This window comes from Escherichia sp. E2748, from assembly GCF_005781125.1.
Classification (GTDB): domain Bacteria; phylum Pseudomonadota; class Gammaproteobacteria; order Enterobacterales; family Enterobacteriaceae; genus Escherichia.
Genome location: NZ_VATP01000001.1, coordinates 924,459 through 949,726 on the forward strand (window position 1 = coordinate 924,459; position 25,268 = coordinate 949,726).

Here is a 25,268-nt window from a genome sequence, read left to right on the forward strand (position 1 = left end):
GTGCAGAAAGCATAACTTAGACTTTCCACGTTGAATTATTTTCCTGGCTTATATTAGTGAAGCATAACGGTGGAGTTAGTGATGCTGAAGCGTTTCTTTATAACAGGTACAGACACTTCTGTAGGGAAAACGGTGGTTTCCCGCGCATTGCTACAAGCGTTAGCCTCCCAGGGAAAAACAGTTGCGGGATACAAACCCGTAGCGAAGGGGAGCAAAGAGACACCTGAGGGGCTGCGTAACAAAGATGCCCTGGTGTTGCAGAGTGTTTCATCAATTGAACTGCCTTATGAAGCAGTCAATCCCATTGCGTTAAGCGAAGAAGAAAGTAGCGTGGCGCACAGTTGTCCAATCAATTACACGCTCATTTCAAATGGTCTGGCTAACCTGACTGACAAAGTTGATCATGTTGTCGTTGAGGGGACTGGCGGATGGCGTAGCCTGATGAATGATCTGCGTCCGCTCTCTGAATGGGTGGTCCAGGAGCAGCTACCAGTGTTGATGGTGGTGGGTATTCAGGAAGGCTGTATTAACCATGCGCTTCTGACCGCACAAGCGATTGCGAACGACGGTCTGCCTCTCATTGGCTGGGTGGCTAATCGTATTAACCCTGGGTTAGCGCATTATGCTGAAATCATTGATGTGCTGGGTAAAAAACTCCCGGCACCGCTCATTGGTGAACTACCTTATCTGCCCCGAGCTGAACAGCGAGAACTGGGTCAATACATCCGCTTAGCCATGCTGCGTAGTGTGCTGTCGGTAGATAGAGTCAGGGTGTAAGGTCCGCGACATTACCGACGCGATCACGCAGGCAATCAATAAACCGGGGAGTAGCTGATACTCCCCGGTCATTTCACATATCATCAATGCCGACATAATTGGCGCATGCGTGGTCGCAGCCAGCAGAGTTGCCATCCCTGTTAGTCCGAGTAAAAGCGTCATTTCTTCGCCGCCTGGAAGCCATAACCCCAGGCTACGTCCATACAGCATGCCAATTGCAAGCCCGATAAATAGCGTTGGCGTAAACACACCGCCAGGCGCGCCGGAACCGCTACTGGCCAGCACGGCAAAAAGTTTGCAGATGAAGATCGCAGCAATGACCGTAAACAGTGGTGGGGTGGTTAAAAAGGATTGCACCGTACTATAACCATTGCCCCATACGGCAGGCGTGAGCAGGGAAAGCAGGCCGACGATCACCCCCCCTAACGCCAACTGCCAGGGCGGCGTCAGTTTTAGGTGAACAAAACCTTGATGACTGGCGCTCATCATTTTCAACAGTAATGGTCCGCAAAGACCAGCCAGTACGGCGGTACTGATAATTAGCGCATAGTCCCGCACATGCAGCGTCACCTCGAGCTGAACGCTGTAGAGCAATGCATCGCTGTGATTAATAAGATTGCTGACAAGCAATGCCACCACGGCTGAAATCACCACAGGGCCAAGAGAGGCAAGCATCATGGTGCCAAACAGCACTTCAGCAATAAATAAACTCCCGGCAAGCGGTGCGCGATAGGCTGCAGCCATGCCTGCCGCAGCACCGCAGGCAATCCATAATTTCCACTCTTCACGCGGCGTAAAACGTTGGGCAAACCAGCATGCAGCAAGAGCCGCCAGCAGAATCATCGCCCCTTCACGGCCAATTGCGCTACCGCTTGTCACCACCAGCAGAGAGGCAAGTGATTTTACCAGGCTTGCTGCGTAATCGAACTGCCCCTCGCTCTGCAACGCTTCCATATAATCGGTCGGCGCATGGGGTCGTTGCTGCGTAACTCTCTGCCAGCCCATGAGCAATAAACCTGCCGCCAGACCACCGAGCGCAGGAGTTAACAAGCGTCGCCACGGAGAAAGGTTTGTCGCAGCATTGACCAGACTCCCGGAATCATTGCTCAGGAACAACCACTCCAGCAACAGCATGGCATGACGGAATCCGGCAACGGCAAACGCCGCGAGAATACCGATTATCGTTGCGATAAGCAGACGACGAAACATGGTGCGCAGATCCGGGTAAAGGTGTAGATGATGCATGAGTAGAAATGGCAATTTAAACACGGGCATCTATTTTGCGGGAAAAGACGTCAGGCGCAAAAGCTGTGCGTGCTTTAAGTAGGGAAATGGTGTGACACTGTAACTTATTAAATATCGGATGGCGCGATATTGCCGCCATCCGGTGATGATACGGTAACCTTAACGAAACAGTGGCTTAACTGCGACGGGAATCAGCAATTGTGACTGCCACTCAGCCAGCGTTAAGCGAGCCAGTTCACCAAGCGAGCGGTAAAAAGGGTGTTCTGCTTTTTCGATAAACACCTCGAGAAAGCGCGTCGACCACGGTAAAAGATGCCACGCCAGCAACTCTTCGCACTCTGTCTGACGACCGCTCTCCGCCAGCCAGGCCGCCATCAGTAGCAAGGAGCCAAAATGATCTTCAGGTTCGTTTTGCTTCATCTCAAACTGAATGCCTTTTTCGCGCATCCATTGACGAAGTGCCAACGTTGAATCGCCAAACAGTACCGATTCACGATCCAACCAGACCGATCCCCACGGCGGGGACGGCAACGCCCACGGGCCAACGAATAAACGCTGCCAGGCCTGTGTACGCGACTCTTCACTCTGTTGCTGAAAAGCCGTTACCAGCGGCACTAAAGAAGTTTGCGGCAGAGGCCACTGAGTTTCCCAGCCATCGCTGGTCATTACAGAAACCAGAGGCGCGGCTTCCTCGCTTTCTGGGGCGTAATAAAACAGCGCCCCCAGCACACGCGCCGCGACAGAAAAATTATCTTGTTGTGAAAAATGCGTCATTCTTATCATCCTGAAACGTGCGGCTTGCCCCGCACCAAGTTGTTAACCTGCGACGGCCATTCCGACCGTCATATGCAGGCCATAAAATCGCGCTCGCCCGATCATCTCACCGCCCGGTATGAGACACAAGCACGTTGCAGTATGTAGACCTGATAAGACGCGCCAGCGTCCATCATACTTTTTACTGCGGTTCGGCAGGCGCGCCATCTTGAGTCGGTTGTGCAGGGGCAGAATTGTTACCGCTGGTGGTGCGGTCATAGAGAATTTTATGAGTATCATTGGCACAATGGCCAACCACCCTGGTGTCAGGTTTATCGATCTGATCATTTGGCACAATACTTAAAGTAAAGCTACTTTCTGGCACACCGTTATTGATAATACGCTGTGAAATATCGCTCTTTATCCGTTCACAAGAATCTGGCGCGGCCAGCACGGCGGGTGAGGCAATTGTGAGCAGTAGCGCGGCGCAATAAGTTGAGATTTTCATCATTGGCTCCTTAAATGAATATTACTCACTAAGCATAGCATTTCACGTGTAAAGCACTGTATTTACTACTATGATTGATAATAATCTCTACTGTCTGGTGACTAAAGTGAATTTCAAATTACTGCCATGTTTGCTCGCGATAATGCTTACAGGATGCGATCGCGCAGAAGTGACGTTTTCTTTTACGCCAGAGATGGCCAGCTTCTCTAATGAATTTGATTTCGATCCGCTGCGTGGTCCGGTTAAAGATTTCACCCAGACATTGATGAATGAACAAGGGGAAGTGACGAAACGTGTTTCAGGCAGCTTATCGGAAGAAGGTTGCTTCGATTCGCTTGAATTATTGGATCTGGAAAATAATACCGTGGTTGCCTTAGTGCTGGATGCGAATTATTACCGTGATGCGCAGACACTGGAGAAAAAAGTACGTTTACAGGGTAAATGCCAGTTAGCAGAATTACCTTCCGCCGGAGTGAGTTGGGAAACCGATGATAATGGCTTTGTAGTTAAAGCCAGCAGTAAACAGATGAAGGTGGATTATAGGTATGATGAACAGGGCTATCCGTTGGGTAAAACCACGGTAAGCAACGATAAAACGTTATCAGTCACTGCAACACCATCAACTGATCCGATCAAAAAACTCGATTACACGGCGGTTACTTTACTGAATAATCAACAAGTTGGTAATGTGAAGCAAAGCTGTGAATATGACAGTCACGCCAATCCGGTGGACTGCCAATTGATCATTGTTGATGAAGCGGAAAAACCCGCCGTCGAACGGGTTTACACTATCAAAAATACCATTGATTATTATTAACGCTATTGCGCGGTCGGCTTCAGCATCGCCTGACCCGGCGTTTTATGTTCCGCCAGATACTGATGCTGGAATATACACATGCGAATGGCATTGCGATATTGACCATTAATAAAGAATTCATGCATCAGTTCACCTTCGACCGTAAAACCGAGCTTACGGTAAATGTGAATCGCTTTTTCATTCTCTTTATCGACAATCAGATACAGTTTATAGAGATTAAGAACAGTGAAGCCATAATCCATTGCTAATTTTGCTGCGCGTGTTGCCAGACCTTTGCCCTGGTATTCCGGGGAGATGATTATCTGAAATTCTGCGCGGCGGTGGACATGGTTAATTTCAACCAGTTCCACCAGACCCGCTTTTTCACCATCGCACTCCACCACGAAACGGCGCTCACTCTGATCGTGAATATGTTTATCGTACAGATCAGAGAGTTCAACAAAGGCTTCGTAGGGTTCCTCAAACCAGTAACGCATCACGCTGGCGTTATTGTCGAGTTGATGCACATAGCGTAAATCTTCACGCTCCAGCGGACGTAGCTTAACACTGTGGGCGCTTGTCATAACGTGTCCTTACATTCCTTATATCAATAACAGGTTAGGGGGTAATTACGCGGCCAGTACGACGGTCCAGGCAACGTAAAGTATTCGGTTCCCAGTAGGCATTAATGTTGGCACTTTGTTCGCATTTATCGCGGCTATCGAATGCGGAGTCAACTTTATCCCATTCTTTTTCGGCGCGTTTATTGACTTTTTGACGCAAATTGCGAGTTTCATTCCATTGTTCTTTTTCCATTGTCGCCTGTTGGCGACTCTGTGCGCTGTCGCCAGACTCAATCACCAGTTTATTGGTTTCTGCATGAGTAGTTGCGCTAAATGCCAGTGCGCAAGGTAGCAGAAAAGCGAGCAGTCCGAGCCGTTTGCAGAAAATAAGATTCATGATTCATTCCTTACATGAATGTTTAAAGGGGATTTTACACGATCCACTGCGAACGCAAAACGTACCAGAAGGATGTATAGGGTGATGATATTATGTCGAGCCATAAATATACATGATGTCAATGAGTGACAAAGATGATTAAAACAACGTTACTGTTTTTTGCTACCGCCTTGTGTGAAATTGTCGGATGCTTCCTGCCCTGGCTATGGCTTAAACGGAACGCCAGCGTATGGCTGCTGGTTCCGGCGGGGATTTCTCTGGCGCTTTTCGTCTGGCTGTTAACATTGCATCCGGCGGCCAGTGGGCGAGTGTATGCAGCTTATGGTGGCGTTTATGTTTGCACGGCGCTGCTGTGGCTGCGGGTTGTGGATGGCGTAAAACTCAGTCTCTACGACTGGACTGGAGCATTGGTCGCGCTATGCGGGATGTTGATTATTGTTGCTGGCTGGGGACGAGTTTGATTTTGCCTGGAATGATAAATCTCTTTTATTATTAATAAGATATGCCATACATGGCGTCCAAAATAACAGTGAAATCTGGCTGTCTTTAGATCTATTCACGGCGCAAATACGCGCCTTTTTTTGTGATCATTCTGGCTTTTTTGTGTCTTCATACTTGTATGGCAGTGGTTCAACTGCGTAGATTTCATGCATCACGAAGATCGATGCAAGGAATAAAACATGAAGATCGTAGGGGCTGAAGTTTTTGTCACCTGTCCAGGACGTAATTTTGTCACCTTAAAAATCACCACCGAGGATGGTATTACCGGTCTTGGCGATGCCACGCTTAACGGACGCGAGCTTTCGGTAGCATCTTATCTGCAAGATCATCTTTGCCCACAACTCATTGGTCGCGATGCACACCGTATCGAAGATATCTGGCAGTTTTTCTATAAAGGGGCGTACTGGCGTCGCGGTCCAGTCACCATGTCGGCCATTTCAGCTGTTGATATGGCGCTGTGGGACATTAAAGCCAAAGCCGCCAACATGCCGCTTTATCAGCTACTGGGTGGCGCGTCTCGCGAAGGGGTTATGGTTTATTGTCACACGACCGGTCACTCCATTGATGAGGCACTGGATGATTATGCTCGTCATCAGGAACTGGGATTCAAAGCCATCCGCGTACAGTGCGGCATTCCAGGCATGAAGACCACCTATGGCATGTCCAAAGGCAAAGGGCTGGCTTATGAACCTGCGACCAAAGGGCAGTGGCCAGAAGAGCAGTTGTGGTCGACGGAAAAATATCTCGACTTCATGCCAAAACTGTTCGACGCGGTACGTAACAAGTTTGGTTTTGATGAACATCTGCTGCATGACATGCACCATCGCTTAACGCCTATTGAAGCGGCACGCTTTGGTAAAAGCATTGAAGATTATCGCATGTTTTGGATGGAAGACCCGACGCCTGCGGAAAACCAGGAGTGTTTCCGCCTCATTCGCCAACACACCGTCACGCCAATTGCGGTGGGTGAAGTCTTCAATAGCATTTGGGACTGCAAACAACTGATAGAAGAACAACTCATTGACTATATCCGCGCCACGCTGACTCATGCGGGCGGCATCACCGGTATGCGTCGGATCGCTGATTTCGCATCCCTGTATCAGGTACGCACTGGCTCACACGGTCCTTCTGATTTGTCACCTGTCTGCATGGCAGCGGCGCTGCACTTTGATCTGTGGGTACCAAATTTCGGCGTTCAGGAATATATGGGCTATTCCGAACAAATGCTCGAAGTCTTCCCGCATAACTGGACGTTTGATAACGGCTATATGCATCCGGGCGATAAACCGGGTCTTGGCATCGAGTTTGATGAAAAGCTGGCAGCGAAATATCCCTATGAACCTGCATATCTGCCAGTCGCACGCCTGGAAGATGGCACACTCTGGAACTGGTAAGGACGGAATATATGGTTAGTGTTGTGGTTGAAAAACCTGGACAAATGCATCTGATTGATAGCGTTTCTTCTGCGCCAAAAGCTGATGAAGTTTGTGTCAAAGTTGAGTATGCAGGGATATGTGGTTCAGACCTGCATATTTATCATGGCGCAAATCCTTTTGCGGTTTACCCTCGTATCGTAGGACATGAATTTGTCGGAACGATAACCAGTGTAGGGGACAATATCTCTCCGCAACGCATTGGTGAACGCGTCGTGGTTGATCCTGTCATTAGCTGCGGTCATTGTTATCCATGTTCAATTGGGCGCCCGAATGTGTGCGAAAGCTTAAACGTATTAGGCGTTCATCGTGATGGTGGCTTTACCGATTATACCTGTGTTCCAGCAACTAACATCTGGCGAGTGCCGGAATCTATACCAGCAAACCTTGCAGCGGCAATTGAACCGTATGCGGTAGCCGCCAATGTAACCAATCGTACGGGGGTTTTCCCAACGGATGTTGCACTGGTATATGGAGCAGGTCCGGCAGGTTTAACAATTATTGATGTTTTGTGTAACGTCTGGCAGATTCCAGTAATTGTGGTGGATCAACGCGAAGATCGCCTGCTTATGGCAGGACGTTGTGGTGCGACTCATACTTTTAATAACCGGAATGGTTCATTACGGGAATTTCTGCACAATAATAAACTAACACCTACGTTAATTTATGATGCGGTTTGCCATCCATCTATCCTGGAAGAAGCCGTGACGTTAATCTCTCCTGCCGGGCGAATTGGACTTTTAGGTTTTTCTGCGACACCGTCCGCAATAGCGCAACAAGAATTAACTCGTCGTGAGTTAACCCTCTATTCATCGCGTTTAAATTGTCGTATGTTCCCTACAGTTATTGAGTGGATGGTGATGGGATTAATTCATCCGGAGAATATTATAAGTCATGTTTTTGATATTCAACATGTACATGAAGCATTTAAACTCATCGAGTCTCAACAAGAAGGGCTGTGCAAAGTATTATTGAAATTCCCCGAGTCCTGAATGTCTTATATAAAAGTAACTGTACCTACAAAGGAACATTAATCATGGAAAAGAAAAAGCTATCTCTGGCACTTTGTACTCTGTTTGGTGGATTATTAAGTTTTTCAGCTATCGCCGCAGATGTTACCCTAAAATTAGGGCATCCTGTAAATGAAGAACATAGTTGGCATAAAGCCTCACTGAAGTTTGCTGAGTTGGTAAAGCAAAAAACAAATAATGCGGTAGAAGTTAAAATCTATCCTAATGAATCATTAGGTAAAGAAATGGATATTATTAACGCAATTCAGCTAGGAAGCGTTGATATGACCATTACAGGTGAGTCATTACAAAACTGGGCACCTTCTGCGGCATTGCTGGCAGTGCCTTATATGATTACTTCTTCAGAACAAATGGCAAAAATTGTTAATGGTGAAGTTGGCGCACAAATATCCAAAGATATTGAAGAGCGTGTGAAACTGAAAACCATCGCCTGGTTTGAACGCGGCCCCCGTAACCTGACGTCTAACCGTCCGATTACCAATCCGGAAGAACTTAAAGGGTTAACTCTACGTTTACCGAACGTACCAATGTTCATCAACGTTTGGAAAGATTTGGGCGCGCAACCGACACCAATGGCATTTTCTGAAGTCTTTACTGGCTTGCAGCAGGGAGTGATTGAAGGGCAGGAAAATCCACTTTCTATGATCATGAGTGGTAGTTTCTTTGAAGTGCAGAAGTATCTTAACCGGACAGAACATGTTCGTAGCTGGATCTATCTGGTTATGGGGACGAAGAAGTTTAATAAGCTGAAGCCAGAATACCAGCAGGCTATTATTGATGCAGGCAAAGAGGCACAGGCCTATGAACACGAACTATATTTACAGGATGAAGCTAAATTAGTTGAAGCTCTGCAAGCGAAAGGGATGACGCTGGTTGATGTACATCAGAACGAGTTTGCTCGGATAGCAAATGAATCAGTTGAAAAATCAATTAATCCACAAATCAAACCTCTTTACGAAAAAGCTCGAGCAACAAAATAATATTAAACGGGGGAGATATTCCCCCTTTTTGAGCTACTGAGGGAAAAATATGTTTAATAAGTTATATGGATATATAGAAAAAATTTATTTAACTATTGGTACGGTTTTATTAATTGCGCTCATTGGTGTAGTATTGCTCCAGGTTATATCTCGGCCATTACCAATAAGTTCGCCAGCATGGACAGAGGAGGTCGCTCGCTTTCTACTGGTTTACGTTGTCGCATTTGGTTGTGCACTGGCAACGGGTAAACGTGAATTGGTGAACGTTGATTTGGTAGTAAGTCTGCTGCCATCTGGTTTAAAGAAATATCTGGTGCTACTTATTGATTTGGTTATTCTTACCTGCTCAATTACTCTAATGATCAATTCCGTAGAATATGTAGAAAGCACAATGTGGCGTATGGCTACTACACTGCCTATTTCACAGGCATGGGTGACATCCTCGGTGATTATCATTACCGGAAACATATCGCTTTTTACTTTGTTTAATTTGATTCGGGATTTTACGCCGCAAGGGCGGAAATAGAATTATCTAATGTGAGAACAGCGCATGAATCCGACTATTGGTCTGTTTGTGATATTCTTTGTTTCACTTATGCTGGGAGTTCCGGTTATTTTCTCCCTTGCGTTATCGTCAATCTTCTATCTACTGGTCACTGATATGGGACTCGCCATTATGGCGAATCAGTTCTTTAGTGGTATGGACTCTTTTGTACTGCTTTGTATCCCCGGTTTTTTGCTGGCGGGAGGATTAATGAACGGCGGCGGCATTACTGACCGAATTGTATCTTTCAGTAACGCATGGCTGGGTCACATTCGTGGCGGTTTAGCAATGGCCAACGTTAGCGGTTCAATGATCTTTGCAGGTATTTCCGGCACGGCAGTTTCCGAAGCCGCCAGCATTGGATCAGTAATGATCCCCGCAATGAAACGCAGTGGTTACGATGCACCATTTTCTGGGGCAATAACTGCAGTGGCATCGACAGTCGGTCCAATTATTCCGCCCAGTGTACCAATGATCATTGTTGGTACGTTAACCGGTTTGTCAGTGGGTAAACTTTTTATCGCTGGGGCAGTTCCTGGTTTAATGATGGGCTTAACCATGGCCAGTATCGCATGGTACCTGGCGCATAAACGGGGTTATCCAAAAGGTGAGCGGGCTACATTTCGTCAACGGTTACATGCTACGCGTGGGGCGATCTGGGCAATTCTAATGCCGGTCATGATTATCGGCGGTTTGGTTACTGGTCTGTTTACTCCGACTGAAGCATCTGTATTTGCTGTTGTGTTTTCGTTGATCGTGGGCTTTTTTGTCTATGGTGACTTGACTGTGAGCAAATTCATGGGATGTATGATGGAAAGCATCAGCGGTACGGCTGGCATTTTGATGCTGGTTGGTTTCGCCAATGTTTTTGCCTGGATCCTGACATCTGAAGGGATCCCGCAGCAAATTGCTGATGGCATGTTATCTATTACAAGCAACAAATATTTGTTAATTCTAATGATTAACCTGCTGCTGTTGTTGGTCGGCATGTTTATGGAAACCATCGCAGCACTATTGATTCTCTTTACCCCATTACTATCAGTTGCGACAGCTATCGGTATGGATCCTATCCATTTTGCAGTAATGATGGTAATGAACCTTGTAATCGGCCTGACGACACCACCTGTTGGCGTGTGCCTCTTCGTTTCGCAGGGAATTGCCCGTGTTTCTTTAGGAGAGATCAGTAAAGCGGTAATTCCGTTTATTACAGGAAATATCATTTTGCTATTTATGGTTTCTTATATTCCGGGACTTTCGCTGTGGCTACCGGCATTGCTAGGTATGAAATAATCCATTTTTATTCGTTACCCGGTTATATTTTCCGATAGTGTGGCCGGGCTTTCGCTAATGATAAGAGAAAAAATATACCACTGCGATATTTTCAACAGATACATCGTAGTTTAATTGACAGAAACAGGTCTTCTTATGGAAAACAGACTTTTTAACGCCAGAGCGACACTCCCTGGTTATGATCGTAATAACTTGGCGCCCAAAATTATTCATTTAGGTTTTGGCGCATTTCATCGCGCGCATCAGGGTGTGTATGCCGACATCCTGGCTGCCGAGCATCACAGCGATTGGGGTTACTATGAAGTGAACTTGATTGGCGGTGAACAGCAAATAGCTGATCTAAAACAGCAAGATAATCTCTATACCGTTGCGGAAATGTCGGCCGATGCCTGGACCGCTCGTGTAGTGGGGGTAGTGAAAAAAGCGTTGCACGTGCAAATAGACGGTTTAGACGCTGTGCTTGCTGCCATGTGCGAACCGCAAATTGCAATTGTTTCTCTGACTATTACAGAGAAAGGCTATTTTCACTCTCCGGCGACCGGGCAGTTAATGCTGGATCACCCAATGATCGTTGACGATCTAAACAATCCCCACCAGCCGAAAACGGCACCAGGGGTTATTGTGGAGGCGCTGGCCCGGCGCAAAGCCGCAGGGTTACCGGCATTTACGGTGATGTCGTGCGACAATATGCCGGAAAATGGTTATGTAATGCGTGACGTTGTCACTTCTTATGCGCATGCTGTTGATGCGGAACTGGCGCAATGGATTGTCGAAAACGTGACTTTTCCTTCGACAATGGTCGATCGCATTGTCCCGGCGGTGACGGCTGAAACGCTGAATAAAATAGAGCAGCTCACCGGTGTGCGCGATCCAGCAGGTGTAGCCTGTGAACCGTTCCGTCAGTGGGTTATTGAAGATAACTTTGTTGCCGGACGTCCGGAATGGCAAAAAGCAGGTGCTGAACTGGTCAGCGATGTGCTGCCTTATGAAGAGATGAAACTGCGTATGCTCAACGGCAGTCATTCATTCCTGGCGTATCTGGGTTATCTGGCCGGATATCAGCATATTAATGACTGCATGGTAGATGAAAATTATCGCCGTGCGGCACATGCCTTGATGTTGCAGGAACAGGCGCCGACGCTGAAAGTGCAGGGCGTGGATCTGCAAAATTATGCGGATCGACTGATTGAACGCTACAGTAATCCAGCGTTACGCCATCGAACCTGGCAGATTGCGATGGATGGCAGTCAGAAACTCCCGCAGCGAATGCTGGATTCCATTCGCTGGCATCTGAAACAGGGCAGCGCGTTCGATCTGTTGGCGCTTGGCGTCGCCGGTTGGATGCGGTATGTCGGCGGTGTTGATGAGCAGGGTAATCCCATCGAAATTAGTGACCCGTTATTACCGGTCATTCAGGAGGCCGTGCAAAGTAGTGCAGAAGGGCAAGTGCGCGTGCAGTCCTTGATGGCGATTAATGCGATATTTGGTGATGATTTGCCGAACAATGCGTTGTTCACAGCAAAGGTGACGGAAGCGTATTTGTCTTTATTAGCGCATGGCGCGAAAGCGACCGTGGCGAAATATGCGGTGAAGTGATAAGTGACAGCAATGCCGCCATCGGCGGCATTCACACGCTTAGTTCATGCCGAGACGAATCAGGTCCAGAGGCGCGAGTTTTTCATCACAACCTTCAACTACTACGGTTTTACCGCGGCGGATTTGCTCTGCGGTCAGACCTTCAGTATCAATCGACAGGATCTTGCCAGTGTGACCGGTGCCGCTAACCATAACACGGCTGCCAGTAGTGATTGCGTTACGGTTACGATCGTAGGTCGTCATAGGTGTTTTCTCCTTTCTGATTTACAGTCGAAGCCCACGTAACGGGCGCAATATAAATACTCCTGTCGAGTGAATATTTTTTTGTTTATGATCAAGTTCACATCTTTTTTGATGCTTGCATAAACCAGAAGAAGGGGGATGAACTCTCACCCCGAATGGGATGAGAGGTAAAGAATTACTCTTCGCTGAACCAGTCGCTATTTTCCTGGCGTATTAGCTGTACGGACTCGCTAATCTCCTGCAAATGCAATGCCATTGCCTTTTCAACGGCATCACCATCATGTGTTTGCAGAGCAGAGAAAATATCCATGTGCTGGCGAAGCAGCATTTCCGGCGGTGAAACGTGGTCAAAACTCATGTAGCGCACCCGGTCAACGGTCGCTTTCAGGTTTTCAATGGTGTCCCAGGCGAGTTGACAGTCAGCAATCTGAGTCAGGAGCTGATGGAAGTTGTCATCAAGTTCAAAAAAATCATCCAGTTGCTTGCGCTCAATGGCAATGCGTTGCTGGTGAAGATTTTGCTCAAGTTGGTAGCACTGGCTTTCAGTTATCATGCTCGCTGCCCGCCGTGCCACCGCGCACTCAATGGCCTGTCGAATAAAACTGCCATTGCGAACCTGGGTCATGGAGATTTTATTGACGTAGCTGCCACGCTGCGGGCGAATTTGAATCAGGCCGTTTTCAGCCAGTTTAATGAAGGCTTCGCGAACCGGCTGGCGTGACACATTGAAACGAACAGAAACTTCTTTTTCCGACAACGGCGTACCTGGTGCAATCAGGCAATGCACAATGTCGCGACGAAGAATACGATAAATTTGCTGATTGACAGGCTGTGTGGGATTAAGTTGTGTTTCGACGGTCATTCGTTATTGCTTTTGAGTGGGTTAACCGCAAGAGTCTACCACTTTTTTGTGACAAGCAATAACCCGGCGGTGAGGCCGGGTATAAAAATTAATGCCGATGGACATTCAGCCCGGCATAGCTTTGGGTAACCGGCATCATTTCCAGGGTGTTGATGTTAACGTGAGCGGGAAGAGTGGCTACCCACCAGACGGCTTCGCTGACATCTTCTGGCGTCAGCGCAACGGTATTTTGATAGGTTTTTTCTGCTTTGCCGTCATCGCCTTTAAAACGGACATTGGAAAATTCGGTGCCGCCTACCAGTCCCGGTTCGATGTCTGTGACACGTACTGCCGTACCGTGCAGATCTGTGCGTAGATTCAGGCTGAACTGACGAACAAAGGCTTTTGTCGCACCGTAGACGTTGCCACCTGCATATGGCCAGCTACCCGCCGTTGAACCAATGTTAATAATGTGACCACGATTGCGCTCAACCATGCCCGGCAGGACTGCCCGCGTCATATACACGAGGCCCTTATTGTTGGTATCAATCATGGTTTCCCAGTCTTCAACGCTCGCTTTATGTGCAGGTTCCATACCCAGCGCCAGTCCAGCATTGTTCACCAGAATATCAATCTCACTCCACTCGGCAGGAAGCAATGCCAGCATTTCTTCAATGGCGGCGCGGTTACGGACGTCCAGTTGGGCGATATACAGATTATCTCCCAGCTCGTCTTTTAACTCCTGCAACCGCTCCTGACGGCGACCAGTAGCGATAACTTTATGCCCTTGTTGAATAAAACGACGAGTAATGCATTCACCAAAACCTGCCGTTGCTCCAGTTACTAATACGATCATCTCACTGTTCCTCAACGCTTTTGTGTGTCACTAACATAGCACGTGATGCTTAAGAGCGGGTAATACTGGTTTGCATGATTGCACTCCGTTATCAGTAAGCCTACGCTATGGAACACCTCGTTTTCAGGAGTAGAAAATGTCAACGACGAATCCTTTTCTTACGCAGAGCACGCTGCCTTATATGGCGCCCCATTTTGATCAGATTGCAAATCATCACTATCGCCCGGCATTCGACGAGGGGATGCGGCAAAAGCGGGCTGAGATAGAAGCGATAGCGTTAAACCCGCAGACGCCCGATTTTACTAACACGATTCTGGCTCTTGAAAAGAGCGGGGAATTACTCACACGTGTAACCAGCGTCTTCTTCGCTATGACCTCGGCGCATACCAACGATGAATTACAGCGTCTTGATGAACAATTCTCGGCAGAACTTGCGGAACTGGCTAATGACATTTACCTGAACGGCGAATTGTTCGCTCGGGTCGATGCCATCTGGCAGCGCCGTGAATCTCTGAGTCTTGATAGCGAATCCATTCGACTGGTCGAGGTGATTCATCAACGTTTTGTTCTTGCCGGGGCCAGACTTGCAGAGGCCGATAAGGCAAAATTAAAAGTGCTGAATACAGAGGCTGCGACCCTTATTAGTCAGTTTAACCAGCGGTTATTAGCGGCGAACAAATCCGGTGGGCTGGTGGTTGACGATATTGAGCAACTGGCGGGGATGAGTGAGCAAGATATTGCCCTGGCGGCGGATGCAGCGCGCGAGAAAGGTCTGGATAACAAGTGGCTTATCCCACTGCTGAATACCACCCAGCAACCGGCGCTTGCCGAACTGCGCGATCGCGCGACGCGTGAAAAACTGTTCACTGCGGGCTGGACGCGGGCAGAAAAAAATGACGCTAACGATACCCGTGCCATTATTCAACGGCTGGTGGAGATCCGCGCGCAGCAGGCGAAACTGCTTGGTTTCCCTCATTATGCTGCGTGGAAAATCGCCGACCAGATGGCAAAAACCCCCGAAGCAGCACTTAACTTCATGCGTGAAATTGTCCCGGCCGCGCGTAAGCGAGCAGACGATGAACTGGCGTCTATTCAGGCGGTTATCGAAAAGCAGCAAGGCGGGTTTAGCGTCCAGCCGTGGGACTGGGCATTTTATGCCGAGCAGGTAAGACGCGAGAAATTCTGTCTCGATGAAGCGCAGCTCAAACCTTATTTCGAATTGAACACAGTGTTGAATGAGGGGGTATTCTGGACTGCAAATCAGCTTTTCGGCATTAAATTTGTCGAGCGCTTTGATATACCAGTCTATCACCCGGATGTGCGCGTATGGGAAATATTTGACCATAACGGAGTCGGTCTTGCGTTATTTTACGGTGATTTCTTTGCCCGTGATTCCAAAAGCGGCGGCGCGTGGATGGGGAATTTTGTTGAGCAATCTACGCTCAATGACACACGTCCCGTTATTTACAATGTTTGCAATTATCAGAAACCAACGACAGGTGAACCTGCATTGTTATTGTGGGACGATGTTATAACCTTATTCCATGAATTTGGTCATACGCTGCACGGCCTGTTTGCCAGCCAACGTTATGCGACGCTTTCTGGCACCAACACGCCGCGTGATTTCGTCGAGTTCCCTTCACAAATAAACGAACACTGGGCGACAAATCCGCAGGTATTCTCTCGCTATGCGAGGCATTACCAAACCGGAGAAACCATGCCGGAAGAGTTACAACAGAAAATGCGCAATGCCAGCCTGTTTAATAAGGGCTACGAGATGAGCGAGTTACTTAGCGCAGCACTTCTTGATATGCGCTGGCATTGTCTGGAGGAGAATGAAGCACGCCACGACGTGGACGATTTCGAACTTCGGGCGCTGGCGGCGGAAAACATGGATCTTCCCGCTGTACCGCCGCGTTATCGCAGCAGTTATTTCGCTCACATTTTTGGTGGCGGATATGCGGCAGGTTACTACGCGTATCTGTGGACGCAAATGCTGGCAGACGATGGTTATAAATGGTTTGTCGAGGAAGGCGGTTTAACGCGTAAAAATGGGCAACGTTTTCGCGACGCTATCCTTTCCAAAGGTAATAGCGAAGATTTAGAACGTTTGTATCGCCAGTGGCGAGGTAAGGCACCACAGATTACACCGATGCTGCAACATCGCGGCTTGAACGTATAATTCCCCCATATAGCACCGGGCTACATCCAGTCCGGTGCTATATTATAATATGCTGTTCATTTCTTTTTTAGTTATCCGGGATCTGCGTACATTTGCAGAAATAATTGGATTTATAATACTGCCAAAAGCCCTAATCTTTCAGGCCATTACCTTCTTCCCTTTGGCATAATCGGTATTATATCTTCTGGCTTGAATTTAACGTGTTCTGACAGATTTAATCACTTTTTTCTGTTTATTTTGTTTTAAATCACGCCGTTATATTTTTATCCATTAATTAATGTTTTTTCTATGGAATTGTTGACATAAATTTTCTTTTCTCTCGTTATAATAGAGCGCACAAGGAATTGTGAAAAAGGAGTGGCAATGATCAAGAAGACAACGGAAATCGATGCTATCTTGTTAGATCTCAATAAGGCTATCGATGCCCATTACCAGTGGCTGGTGAGTATGTTTCATAGCGTGGTAGCGAGGGATACCAGTCAGCCAGAAATTACGGATAACCATTCTTATGAACTGTGCCAGTTTGGTCGGTGGCTTGATCATCATGGACCACTCGATAGTGATGAATTACCCTACGTTCGGATAATAGATTCTACCCATCAGCATATGCATAACTGTGGCCGGGAATTAATGCTGGCTATTGTCGAAAATCGCTGGCAGGAAGTTCATTTTGACGAATTTCAGGAAGGGTTGCTTTCTTTTACCGCAGCATTAACAGATTACAAAATTTATTTGCTGACTATTCGTAGCAATATGGATGTATTGACGGGATTACCTGGCCGTCGGGTACTTGATGAATCCTTTGAGCATCAATTACGTAATGCTGAACCATTAAATCTTTATTTAATGCTGCTGGATATAGACCGATTTAAACTGGTTAATGATACCTACGGACATTTAATCGGTGATGTGGTATTACGAACCCTGGCGACTTACTTAGCCGGTTGGACGCGTGACTACGATACGGTTTATCGCTATGGTGGTGAAGAGTTTATTATTATCATCAAAGCGCAAAATGATGCTGAGGCGTGTCGTGCTGGGGTACGTATTTGTCAGTTAGTCGATAACCATGCCATAGCGCATCCTGGCGGACATATCCCAATAACAGTGACCGCTGGCGTGAGCCGCGCGTTTCCTGAAGAACCGTTGGATGTGGTTATTGGAAGGGCTGACAGAGCAATGTACGAAGGCAAGCAGACCGGAAGAAATCGCTGCATGTTTATTGACGAGCAGAGTGTGATAGCCCGAGTTTAAGCTCTGTTTAACATTCATTGAGAAAAATAATGCTACTGTGTCAAAGAACCGTTACCAGCGCAGAGAAATGCCTGATAGCGTAAAAGCAAAACACAAATCGATCCATGCAAGCATTCACCGCCGGTTTACTGGCGGTTTTTTTTGCCGTCAGAAAATCAGGCCCCTTGCACACAACTGTAACAAGGGGCCGGTTAGGTGAGGGATTATCTCCGTTCATTAGTCATCCCATTTGTAGCTGAAATATGCGGCCAGAAAGCCAGAAAATAAAATTATTCCCAGAACAGCTATAAAAACATTCATATTACCCAACATTATTTTCCTCCGTTTATTGTGTGGTGTGTTTCCTCGCTTACCTTAATTTTCATCTCAATGAGAAAGATATTAGCAGAGATTACCTAAACAAAGGCTGAATCAGGCGGTTATTGTGATGGGGAATGGATGTTTTTACGATATTGCGAAGGGGATAATAAAAAACGTTGGTGAAAGTGATGACGCAATAACGCTGAATTGCCAAAACCCGTCAGCTCGGCAATTTTATCGATGTTAAAAGCCGAATTTTGCAGATAATCCTGAACTCGTATTAAGCGCTCATTAAGCAGCCAGCGGGCGGGCGTCATGCCGGTTAACGCCTCAAAACGTCTCAAAAAAGTGCGCTGACTCATATTTACCCGCTCGGCGAGGGAAGACACAGTATGTGTTTGTGCCAGATTCTGCTGCAAAAAGTCGAATAATGCACCTAACGTCTGGCTTTCACGCGGTGAGGCCATTGGGCGCGTCAGATTTTGTGGTTGATCCCCCTGGCGATGTGGCTGTATGACCAGCCGCCGGGCGACATTATTAGCAATCTCATGGCCAAAATCTTTGCGCACGATATGTAAACACAGATCGATCCCCGCGGCGCTTCCGGCGGAGGTCATCACTTGTCCTTCATCCCGATATAACACATTGTCACTTACGCTGATTGAAGGGTAACGGTGCCGGAGTTGTTCAGTGTAGCGCCAGTGGGTGGTCGCTTTTCGCTGGTGAAGAAGGCCCGCAGCGGCAAGGACAAACACGCCAGAGCATATCGATACCAGGCGAGTACCGCGCTGGTGTGCCTCGCGCAATGACTGACATAGCATCTCTGGCACTTTTGCATCTATTCCACGCCAGCCAGGAATAATAACCATATCGGCGTTGGGCAATAATTCCAGCCCGCCGTCTGCCACCACGTGGATCCCCCCGGTGGCTTGCAGCGCACCAGGTTCTACCGCAGCAACGGCAAAACGATACCAGTTATCGCCCAGTTCCGGTCGTGGCAGGCCGAATATTTCAACGGCTACGCCAAATTCGAAAGTACATAGCCCGTCATAAGCCAGTGCAACGACCAGCGGGCGTTGTAACGTTGTCATCATTTTGCTCTTTTCTGGCATATCGGGAGGCGGTCAGTGAAAAGTAGATTGGTTACATTATTGTTAACACAACAAACCAAAAGGAAAAAGCACTATGCGTTATGTCACTGAATTTACCACAGCGAAGCCAGAAGTTGCTGAGGCGCATTTTCTCGCGCGCTTGAGTGTCGAAACAGATTGTGCCGATGTTCATGACTCTCTGGCTTATATTGGCGATGATTTCGTTTTACTTCATGTGGTTGGTCGTGAAGAGGACTTCGCTCGTCGGCATATCCCAGGCGCTCTCCATTTACCCCATAAGCAAATGACCGCAGAAAGAATGGCCGAATGGCCGGACGATACGCTATTTGTGGTGTATTGCGCGGGGCCACATTGTAATGGTGCAGACCGTGCGGCACTCAAACTGGCTCGACTCGGAAAGCCGGTTAAAATCATGCTTGGCGGGATAACCGGCTGGGAAGATGAAGGTTATGCCTTTGCCTCAGAATAATGATTAGCAAAGCCGTGCCAGCAGTGGCACGGCACGAACGTTAACAGAGTGCTGGCTGCCCCTGGGGTCTGGCGTTAATACCTTTTAACATCAGCGCCCACGCGGCAATGATGACTAACGCCAGAATGATAAACAGCGAAGAAGACGGGAGAGTGGTAAGTACAACACCACTCACTAATGGATTTACCGCTGCCCCCAGCCAGCCTAATGACTGGGCGGAAAAATAGCTGGCTTTCATTCCAGGCGGCGCAATATGGTCAATCAACATATACTCACCGGGAGCATAAATAATTTCACCAACAGTAAATACCGCGGCTGAAATTCCCCACAATAGCAGGCTGTTTCCGGAAAAAATAAAACCGACCAGACCGACGACAAAACAGAGTGTGCCTACCGTCATCAGCGCGCGTATGTTGGTCGGGTTAATACGCCGCCCAACGGAATACTGCAACGTAACCACCATCGCGGCATTAACAGGCAGAACCACTGCGACTACTTTTTCAGCAAAACCACTATCCGCTATGACCATCACATATTGCGAGATACAAGAGGCAAAGGCACCGCTCACGAAAGAAGCCAGAAAGGCAGAGCAGGTGAACCACAGCAGCGCTTTATCCCGTAACAAAACCTTTGGCGACCAGACGCTGCCTGTTTCTGTAGCGATGATTTTCTCGCTGCGCTTTACCCAAATTTGAATGAAAACCATGGGAAACGCAGAGCAGATAGCTGCCAGCCAAAAGGGCAGATTGATGCTCTGCATGACCAACAGCGTGCCGAGTGGCGGGCCGACGGTCCAGCCAATATTGAGCATGGTGTAGTTGATCGAGAAGATCTTCGTTTTGCTGGTGGATGAAAGATTGTCGGCAAACCAGGCTTTCAATACAGTGGCAAAAACGGAATAGGCACAGTTGATGAGTGCGAAAAAAAGTACCACCAGCGTGACGCTGTCCACCAGGGGAATGGCAATAAAACCGCTGGCGAAGGCCATAATTGCCAGTAACATATAGCGTTTCTTGTCGAACTTATCCGCCAGGATACCAAAACCGAGGCTAAAAACGACACCAATAGTGAGCGCAATTGTCATCGCATAACCAATGAGATCGACACCCAGACTGTACTGGCGACTCAAGTAAATAGTCATAAATGGCAGCGTGGCGCCGCGTCCGATAGTTAATAACAACGACGAGGCGAGAAGGGCGCAAGTAGAGCGTCTCAGAGATAAGTTCATTTGGCTGTCCGACAATGCATTTCGTTATGTTTTGTTTTTGAGATGTAAAGAAATAGCATGGCAAAAATCTGAAGTATAGCGACTTATTTGCCATTAATGCCGTGGTAAACGGTGATTAACGAATGAACTGTTAAAGAAAAGTAAATTCAGCTAAGTTGATTGCTGACAAAAATGAAAATTCAGAGGCGGGAAAATGTCGCGGAAAGATGGGGTGTTGGCGCTATTAGTCGTCGTTGTATGGGGGCTTAATTTTGTGGTCATCAAAGTGGGGCTCCATAACATGCCACCGCTGATGCTGGCCGGTTTACGCTTTATGCTGGTCGCCTTCCCGGCAATCTTTTTCGTGGCGCGACCAAAAGTACCGCTGAATTTACTGCTGGGGTATGGTTTAACCATCAGTTTTGCGCAGTTTGCCTTTCTCTTTTGCGCCATTAACTTCGGTATGCCGGCAGGGCTAGCCTCGCTGGTCTTACAGGCTCAGGCGTTTTTTACTATCGTGCTCGGTGCTTTTACTTTTGGCGAACGGCTGCACGGTAAGCAACTGGCGGGGATTGCGTTAGCGATTTTTGGTGTACTGGTGTTAATCGAAGATAGCTTTAACGGTCAGCATGTGGCGATGCTCGGTTTTATTTTGACCCTGGCGGCGGCATTTAGTTGGGCGAGTGGCAATATCTTCAATAAAAAGATCATGTCTCATTCATCCCGTCCGGCAGTGATGTCTCTGGTCGTCTGGAGCGCATTAATCCCGATAATCCCGTTTTTTGTCGCCTCGCTCATTCTCGATGGCGCCGAAAAAATGATTCACAGTCTGGTCACTATCGACATGACCACCATTCTGGCGTTGATGTATCTGGCATTTGTGGCGACGATAGTTGGTTACGGGATCTGGGGTACGCTGCTTGGACGCTATGAGACATGGCGTGTCGCACCATTATCATTACTGGTGCCGGTAGTCGGTCTGGCAAGTGCAGCGTTACTGCTGGATGAACGCCTAACAGGTCTGCAATTCTTAGGTGCCGTGCTTATTATGACCGGACTGTATATCAATGTGTTTGGTTTGCGGTGGCGTAAAGCGGTGAAGGTGAGAGGCTAACAAGCCCCGATATGCCGGGGCCTGAATAAACTACATGGCGTGTTGGTTGTAATAGGGCACGCCCAGCGCATCCGATTTGTCACTGCCTGTACCCATGTGATTTAAATCGAACGGTGGTTGTTCCTGCGATGGGGGAACAATCACCACATCGCCACAGGAAGTAACGACCGGTTGCGAGGTTTGCTCCGCAAAGCTCTGCGCGGAAAACAGAATAAGCGCGGTTACCATTGCGGATAAAAGTGGTTTCATGATTGCCTCAGTGACGTTGTCACATTTTTATTAACTGTTGTAATGGTTCAATGGATGCAAATACCGCGACTCGCACTGCATATTGGTCATCCGATATTTATGTGGCGGAACATCAAAGTAATTTTTGAAGGTGCGAGTCAGCGTTTGCTGTGACTCGAAACCATAACGTTCTGCCAGATAGAGGATTGGCTCGTTGCTTTCTTTCAGCTTTTGCGCGATTTCTGTCATCTTACGGCTGCGGATGTATTGACCTAATGAATGGCCGGTTTCTTTTTTAAACATCCGTTGCAGGTGCCATTTGGAATAACCTGAACGCTCTGACACTTTTTCCAGTGACAGTGGTGATTCCAGGTTGTCCTCGATCCAGTCCAAAATGCTATGAATGGTAATAGCGTCAGTATTGCGTCTGGACATCGTCATACCTCTTTTTTTGTTTACGGCAGGACTTTCTTAAGCAAATGCTCAAGCGTTGCCACTTCGTCCGCCGTCAGGTTTTTTGTTAATTCTTGATGCAGGTCCTGGCCAACTAATTGATGGCATTGTTCACATATTGCCGCGCCACTGCTGGTGAGTTTCACCAACACGCCGCGCTTGTCATTCGGGTTCGGCAACCGCTCAATCCAGCCTTTGCAAACCAGGCGATCCAACATGCGGGTCAGCGCGCCAAGGTCAACCGAAAGGACTTTTTTCAGCTCAACGGGAGTAATGCATGCTGCGCAGCGGATAGAGCAGAGCACTTTAAACTGTGCCGCGGTGATATCGAGCGGTGACAGATAATCGTTAAGCAGACGGTCTTTCTTCTGATTAACCATATGGATTAAGCGACCTAATGGGATGATTTCATTGAACAGGTCGCTGGTACTTTTCACAATGGTTGCCCTGGCAAGTAATTAGTTGCAGGGGATAATATTGCCCAGGCAAGTATAAGTCAAACGAATGAATCCCTCGATGCCACGATTTGCTAAATCGGTTCAAGTATTGCGCAGTGTGCTGCAAGATTAGTTAAAGAGTGAAACTTTCTCCTTGTTTACCCTTTATACTTTTCGCAGATAACTAGCGACACAGGATGGCAACCACCAATGTTAGATTTGTTTAAAGCGATAGGCCTGGGGCTGGTGGTGTTATTGCCGTTAGCTAACCCGTTAACCACCGTAGCGTTGTTTCTCGGGCTTGCGGGTAACATGAACACCGCCGAACGTAATCGTCAGTCATTAATGGCCTCGGTATATGTTTTTGCCATCTTGATGGTGGCGTACTATGCCGGACAACTGGTGATGGACACATTCGGGATTTCGATTCCCGGTCTGCGTATTGCTGGCGGCTTAATTGTCGCTTTTATTGGTTTCCGTATGCTCTTCCCCCAGCAAAAAGCGATTGACTCACCGGAGGCGAAAAGCAAATCCGAAGAGCTGGAAGATGAACCCAGTGCCAACATCGCCTTTGTTCCACTGGCAATGCCAAGTACCGCTGGACCGGGGACCATTGCGATGATCATCAGTTCGGCGTCCACAGTACGTCAGAGTTCAACCTTCGCAGACTGGGTACTGATGGTTGCGCCGCCGCTGATCTTTTTTCTGGTTGCGGTCATTTTGTGGGGAAGCCTACGTAGCTCTGGCGCAATTATGCGGCTGGTGGGCAAGGGGGGAATTGAAGCGATCTCCCGCCTGATGGGCTTCTTACTGGTGTGTATGGGAGTGCAGTTTATTATTAACGGCATCCTGGAAATCATTAAAACGTACCATTAAAAAAGGCCCGAATGGGCCTTTCAACTATTGTGTCTGTTCCTCGAGTTTCACTGGCCAGCGGCGGAATATGACGATTGACCATATTAACGCAGCGAGAGCAGGCACCGCGCCAACATAGCCAATCATCGACATCGACCAGTGAAGACTCACCTGATTACCCACCAGCGCCCCGGCGCCGATACCAATATTGAATATCCCCGAAAATAGCGCCATCGCAACATCGGTAGCATCCGGTGCCAGCGCCAGCACTTTTACCTGCATCCCAAGGCCGATGATCATCATCGCAATCCCCCAGAAAACGCTCAGTACGCCGAGGTGCATCTCACTGTTCGCCGCAGGTAACAGTAGCGCCAGGCACACCAGCAATAACGCAATTGCCGCACTCACCAGCGTAGACGCATACTGATTGCCGAGTTTGCCGAAAATCACGCTACCAATAATGCCTGCGCCTCCGAGCATTAACAGCAATGCTGTAGCAAAATTGGCACTGAACCCAGCTACGTTTTGCACAAAAGGCTCAATATAGCTGTATGCCGTGTAATGCGCGGTAACCACCACTACCGTCAACAAATATATGCTCATCAATGCCGGGCGGCGGAACAGTTGCGGAAGACTTTTCAACGACCCGGAATGTTCGCTGGGGAGTAATGGAAGTAACTTAATCAGGCATAGCAGGGTGATAAGCGCTCCAATACCAATGGCAAAAAACGTCGTTCGCCAGCCGAAATATTGCCCCACAATTCGACCAATGGGTAAACCTAATACCATTGCCAGTGCTGTACCGGTAGCGATTAAACTCAACGCCTGCGCTCGTTTACCTGCTGGTGCCATGCGAATCGCCAGAGACGCCGTTATCGACCAGAAAATAGCATGTGCGAAAGCAACGCCGATTCGGCTGATCACCAGAACGGTAAAGCTCCACGATAAAAATGACAGCACATGGCTGGCAATAAATACCACAAACAGGCAGATCAGCAACTTGCGGCGTTCAACCTGACTGGTCATTAGCATAAAAGGCAATGACATTAGCGCTACTACCCATGCATAAATGGTCAACATGATGCCGACCTGAGCAGTTTGCATGTGAAAACTTTGCGCAATGTCAGAAAGCAGGCCAACAGGGACAAATTCGGTAGTATTGAAGATGAAGGCGGCTACTGCCAGCGTAACTACCCGTAGCCACGCCACTTTGCGGGAAACAGTGTTTGTTGTCATAACAGATTATCGGGTGAGTTGCGAAAAGGTGATGAAATGATCTTAAAACGGTTAATGATGTGAATAC

Annotated in this window: 29 protein-coding genes and 2 pseudogenes; 14 read left to right on the top strand and 17 right to left on the bottom strand. The window is 47.9% G+C overall.

The genetic code is table 11. The features are described from left to right. The first annotated feature begins 81 nt into the window (after positions 1–81). On the top strand, positions 82–777 hold the full coding sequence (bioD, locus tag FEK42_RS04455) for a dethiobiotin synthase (protein ID WP_130209293.1): 696 nt from the start codon (positions 82–84) through the stop codon (positions 775–777). On the opposite strand, the gene clcB is transcribed toward bioD, so the two are convergent. The 4 genes and pseudogenes from clcB to FEK42_RS04475 all read right to left on the bottom strand — a co-directional run bounded on the left by clcB (position 730) and on the right by FEK42_RS04475 (position 3,283). Then, entirely contained in the window at positions 730–2,022 is a 1,293-nt protein-coding gene (clcB, locus tag FEK42_RS04460) for a voltage-gated ClC-type chloride channel ClcB (RefSeq protein WP_135492659.1), read from the bottom strand. The genes bioD and clcB overlap by 48 nt on opposite strands. Before the next feature lie 159 nt (positions 2,023–2,181). Then, positions 2,182–2,796: a Tat proofreading chaperone DmsD gene (dmsD, locus tag FEK42_RS04465; RefSeq protein WP_131161914.1), complete on the bottom strand. Its 615-nt coding sequence runs from the start codon at positions 2,794–2,796 to the stop codon at positions 2,182–2,184. A 42-nt stretch (positions 2,797–2,838) separates the two neighbouring features. After that, positions 2,839–2,925, bottom strand: a pseudogene (locus FEK42_RS22960) (hypothetical protein); the annotation flags it as partial. A gap of 52 nt (positions 2,926–2,977) precedes the next feature. Further along, a complete protein-coding gene (locus FEK42_RS04475; protein ID WP_135492815.1) occupies positions 2,978–3,283 on the bottom strand; it encodes a DUF1161 domain-containing protein in 306 nt (101 codons plus the stop codon). A 106-nt stretch (positions 3,284–3,389) separates the two neighbouring features. Between FEK42_RS04475 and FEK42_RS04480 the strand changes: the two genes are divergently transcribed. Further along, a complete protein-coding gene (locus tag FEK42_RS04480; protein ID WP_130209287.1) occupies positions 3,390–4,100 on the top strand; it encodes a YnfC family lipoprotein in 711 nt (236 codons plus the stop codon). 2 nt (positions 4,101–4,102) lie between these two features. Here FEK42_RS04480 and speG read toward each other — a convergent pair whose 3' ends face one another. Continuing rightward, positions 4,103–4,663: a spermidine N1-acetyltransferase gene (gene speG / locus FEK42_RS04485; RefSeq protein WP_064529978.1), complete on the bottom strand. Its 561-nt coding sequence runs from the start codon at positions 4,661–4,663 to the stop codon at positions 4,103–4,105. Positions 4,664–4,697: 34 nt separating this feature from the next. Continuing rightward, complete coding sequence (locus tag FEK42_RS04490; protein WP_135492658.1) at positions 4,698–5,039, bottom strand: DUF1283 family protein; 342 nt, start codon at positions 5,037–5,039, stop codon at positions 4,698–4,700. Positions 5,040–5,173: 134 nt separating this feature from the next. Here FEK42_RS04490 and FEK42_RS04495 point away from each other — a divergent pair, with 134 nt between their 5' ends. From FEK42_RS04495 to FEK42_RS04525, 7 genes are all read left to right on the top strand, one after another. Then, positions 5,174–5,500: a YnfA family protein gene (locus tag FEK42_RS04495; RefSeq protein ID WP_130209283.1), complete on the top strand. Its 327-nt coding sequence runs from the start codon at positions 5,174–5,176 to the stop codon at positions 5,498–5,500. Positions 5,501–5,719: 219 nt separating this feature from the next. Then, positions 5,720–6,934 (top strand): starvation-sensing protein RspA, encoded by a 1,215-nt coding sequence (rspA, locus tag FEK42_RS04500; protein ID WP_135406695.1) that lies wholly within the window; start codon positions 5,720–5,722, stop codon positions 6,932–6,934. Positions 6,935–6,945: 11 nt separating this feature from the next. Continuing rightward, positions 6,946–7,965: a Zn-dependent oxidoreductase gene (locus tag FEK42_RS04505; protein ID WP_130260609.1), complete on the top strand. Its 1,020-nt coding sequence runs from the start codon at positions 6,946–6,948 to the stop codon at positions 7,963–7,965. Between the two features lie 44 nt (positions 7,966–8,009). Beyond that, on the top strand, positions 8,010–8,984 hold the full coding sequence (locus FEK42_RS04510) for a TRAP transporter substrate-binding protein (protein ID WP_130209277.1): 975 nt from the start codon (positions 8,010–8,012) through the stop codon (positions 8,982–8,984). 49 nt (positions 8,985–9,033) lie between these two features. Then, positions 9,034–9,510 carry a TRAP transporter small permease gene (locus FEK42_RS04515; RefSeq protein WP_135410697.1) on the top strand — a complete coding sequence of 159 codons (477 nt, stop codon included), beginning with the start codon at positions 9,034–9,036 and terminating at the stop codon, positions 9,508–9,510. Positions 9,511–9,534: 24 nt separating this feature from the next. Next, entirely contained in the window at positions 9,535–10,818 is a 1,284-nt protein-coding gene (locus FEK42_RS04520; protein WP_130260610.1) for a TRAP transporter large permease, read from the top strand. 135 nt (positions 10,819–10,953) lie between these two features. Beyond that, the gene (locus tag FEK42_RS04525) at positions 10,954–12,414 is read left to right on the top strand and encodes a mannitol dehydrogenase family protein (RefSeq protein WP_135492657.1); all 1,461 of its coding nucleotides are present in this window, start codon (positions 10,954–10,956) and stop codon (positions 12,412–12,414) included. 39 nt (positions 12,415–12,453) lie between these two features. Here FEK42_RS04525 and ydfZ read toward each other — a convergent pair whose 3' ends face one another. From ydfZ to ydfG, 3 genes are all read right to left on the bottom strand, one after another. Then, positions 12,454–12,657: a putative selenium delivery protein YdfZ gene (ydfZ, locus tag FEK42_RS04530; protein WP_000214710.1), complete on the bottom strand. Its 204-nt coding sequence runs from the start codon at positions 12,655–12,657 to the stop codon at positions 12,454–12,456. Between the two features lie 175 nt (positions 12,658–12,832). After that, positions 12,833–13,519: a DNA-binding transcriptional regulator rspR gene (rspR, locus tag FEK42_RS04535; RefSeq protein WP_135410699.1), complete on the bottom strand. Its 687-nt coding sequence runs from the start codon at positions 13,517–13,519 to the stop codon at positions 12,833–12,835. A gap of 88 nt (positions 13,520–13,607) precedes the next feature. Further along, on the bottom strand, positions 13,608–14,354 hold the full coding sequence (gene ydfG, locus FEK42_RS04540) for a bifunctional NADP-dependent 3-hydroxy acid dehydrogenase/3-hydroxypropionate dehydrogenase YdfG (protein WP_135410700.1): 747 nt from the start codon (positions 14,352–14,354) through the stop codon (positions 13,608–13,610). Between the two features lie 136 nt (positions 14,355–14,490). Between ydfG and dcp the strand changes: the two genes are divergently transcribed. Next, positions 14,491–16,536 carry a peptidyl-dipeptidase Dcp gene (gene dcp / locus FEK42_RS04545; RefSeq protein WP_135492656.1) on the top strand — a complete coding sequence of 682 codons (2,046 nt, stop codon included), beginning with the start codon at positions 14,491–14,493 and terminating at the stop codon, positions 16,534–16,536. Between the two features lie 363 nt (positions 16,537–16,899). After that, complete coding sequence (locus tag FEK42_RS04550; RefSeq protein ID WP_130260615.1) at positions 16,900–17,790, top strand: diguanylate cyclase; 891 nt, start codon at positions 16,900–16,902, stop codon at positions 17,788–17,790. Positions 17,791–17,904: 114 nt separating this feature from the next. On the opposite strand, the pseudogene FEK42_RS22965 reads toward FEK42_RS04550, so the two are convergent. The 3 genes and pseudogenes from FEK42_RS22965 to ftrA form a co-directional block, all read right to left on the bottom strand. Continuing rightward, positions 17,905–18,007 (bottom strand): annotated as a pseudogene (locus FEK42_RS22965) (hypothetical protein). Beyond that, positions 18,007–18,102 (bottom strand): protein MgtS, encoded by a 96-nt coding sequence (gene mgtS / locus FEK42_RS04555; protein WP_064529968.1) that lies wholly within the window; start codon positions 18,100–18,102, stop codon positions 18,007–18,009. The pseudogene FEK42_RS22965 and the gene mgtS overlap by 1 nt, the downstream one beginning before the upstream one ends. 107 nt (positions 18,103–18,209) lie before the next feature. After that, a complete protein-coding gene (gene ftrA, locus FEK42_RS04560; protein ID WP_135492814.1) occupies positions 18,210–19,181 on the bottom strand; it encodes a transcriptional regulator FtrA in 972 nt (323 codons plus the stop codon). Between the two features lie 94 nt (positions 19,182–19,275). On the opposite strand from ftrA, the gene FEK42_RS04565 reads away from it, so the two are divergent. Further along, positions 19,276–19,671 carry a rhodanese-like domain-containing protein gene (locus FEK42_RS04565; protein ID WP_001271101.1) on the top strand — a complete coding sequence of 132 codons (396 nt, stop codon included), beginning with the start codon at positions 19,276–19,278 and terminating at the stop codon, positions 19,669–19,671. 40 nt (positions 19,672–19,711) lie between these two features. On the opposite strand, the gene ydeE is transcribed toward FEK42_RS04565, so the two are convergent. Further along, a complete protein-coding gene (gene ydeE / locus FEK42_RS04570; protein WP_138211749.1) occupies positions 19,712–20,899 on the bottom strand; it encodes an efflux MFS transporter YdeE in 1,188 nt (395 codons plus the stop codon). A 193-nt stretch (positions 20,900–21,092) separates the two neighbouring features. Here ydeE and eamA point away from each other — a divergent pair, with 193 nt between their 5' ends. Beyond that, on the top strand, positions 21,093–21,992 hold the full coding sequence (gene eamA, locus FEK42_RS04575) for an O-acetylserine/cysteine exporter (protein ID WP_138211750.1): 900 nt from the start codon (positions 21,093–21,095) through the stop codon (positions 21,990–21,992). 30 nt (positions 21,993–22,022) lie between these two features. On the opposite strand, the gene marB is transcribed toward eamA, so the two are convergent. The 3 genes from marB to marR are packed head-to-tail and all read right to left on the bottom strand — an operon-like array spanning position 22,023 to position 23,110. Beyond that, complete coding sequence (gene marB, locus FEK42_RS04580) at positions 22,023–22,241, bottom strand: multiple antibiotic resistance protein MarB (protein ID WP_130209257.1); 219 nt, start codon at positions 22,239–22,241, stop codon at positions 22,023–22,025. Between the two features lie 30 nt (positions 22,242–22,271). After that, entirely contained in the window at positions 22,272–22,655 is a 384-nt protein-coding gene (gene marA / locus FEK42_RS04585; RefSeq protein WP_130209255.1) for an MDR efflux pump AcrAB transcriptional activator MarA, read from the bottom strand. A 20-nt stretch (positions 22,656–22,675) separates the two neighbouring features. Beyond that, positions 22,676–23,110, bottom strand: coding sequence for a multiple antibiotic resistance transcriptional regulator MarR (gene marR, locus FEK42_RS04590; protein WP_130209253.1), 435 nt, complete (start codon positions 23,108–23,110; stop codon positions 22,676–22,678). Positions 23,111–23,320: 210 nt separating this feature from the next. On the opposite strand from marR, the gene marC reads away from it, so the two are divergent. Further along, a complete protein-coding gene (gene marC / locus FEK42_RS04595; RefSeq protein WP_130209251.1) occupies positions 23,321–23,986 on the top strand; it encodes an NAAT family transporter MarC in 666 nt (221 codons plus the stop codon). Positions 23,987–24,010: 24 nt separating this feature from the next. Here the strand turns inward: marC and ydeA are convergent, their stop codons facing one another. Beyond that, complete coding sequence (gene ydeA / locus FEK42_RS04600; RefSeq protein WP_130260618.1) at positions 24,011–25,201, bottom strand: L-arabinose MFS transporter; 1,191 nt, start codon at positions 25,199–25,201, stop codon at positions 24,011–24,013. Between the last annotated feature and the right edge of the window lie 67 nt (positions 25,202–25,268).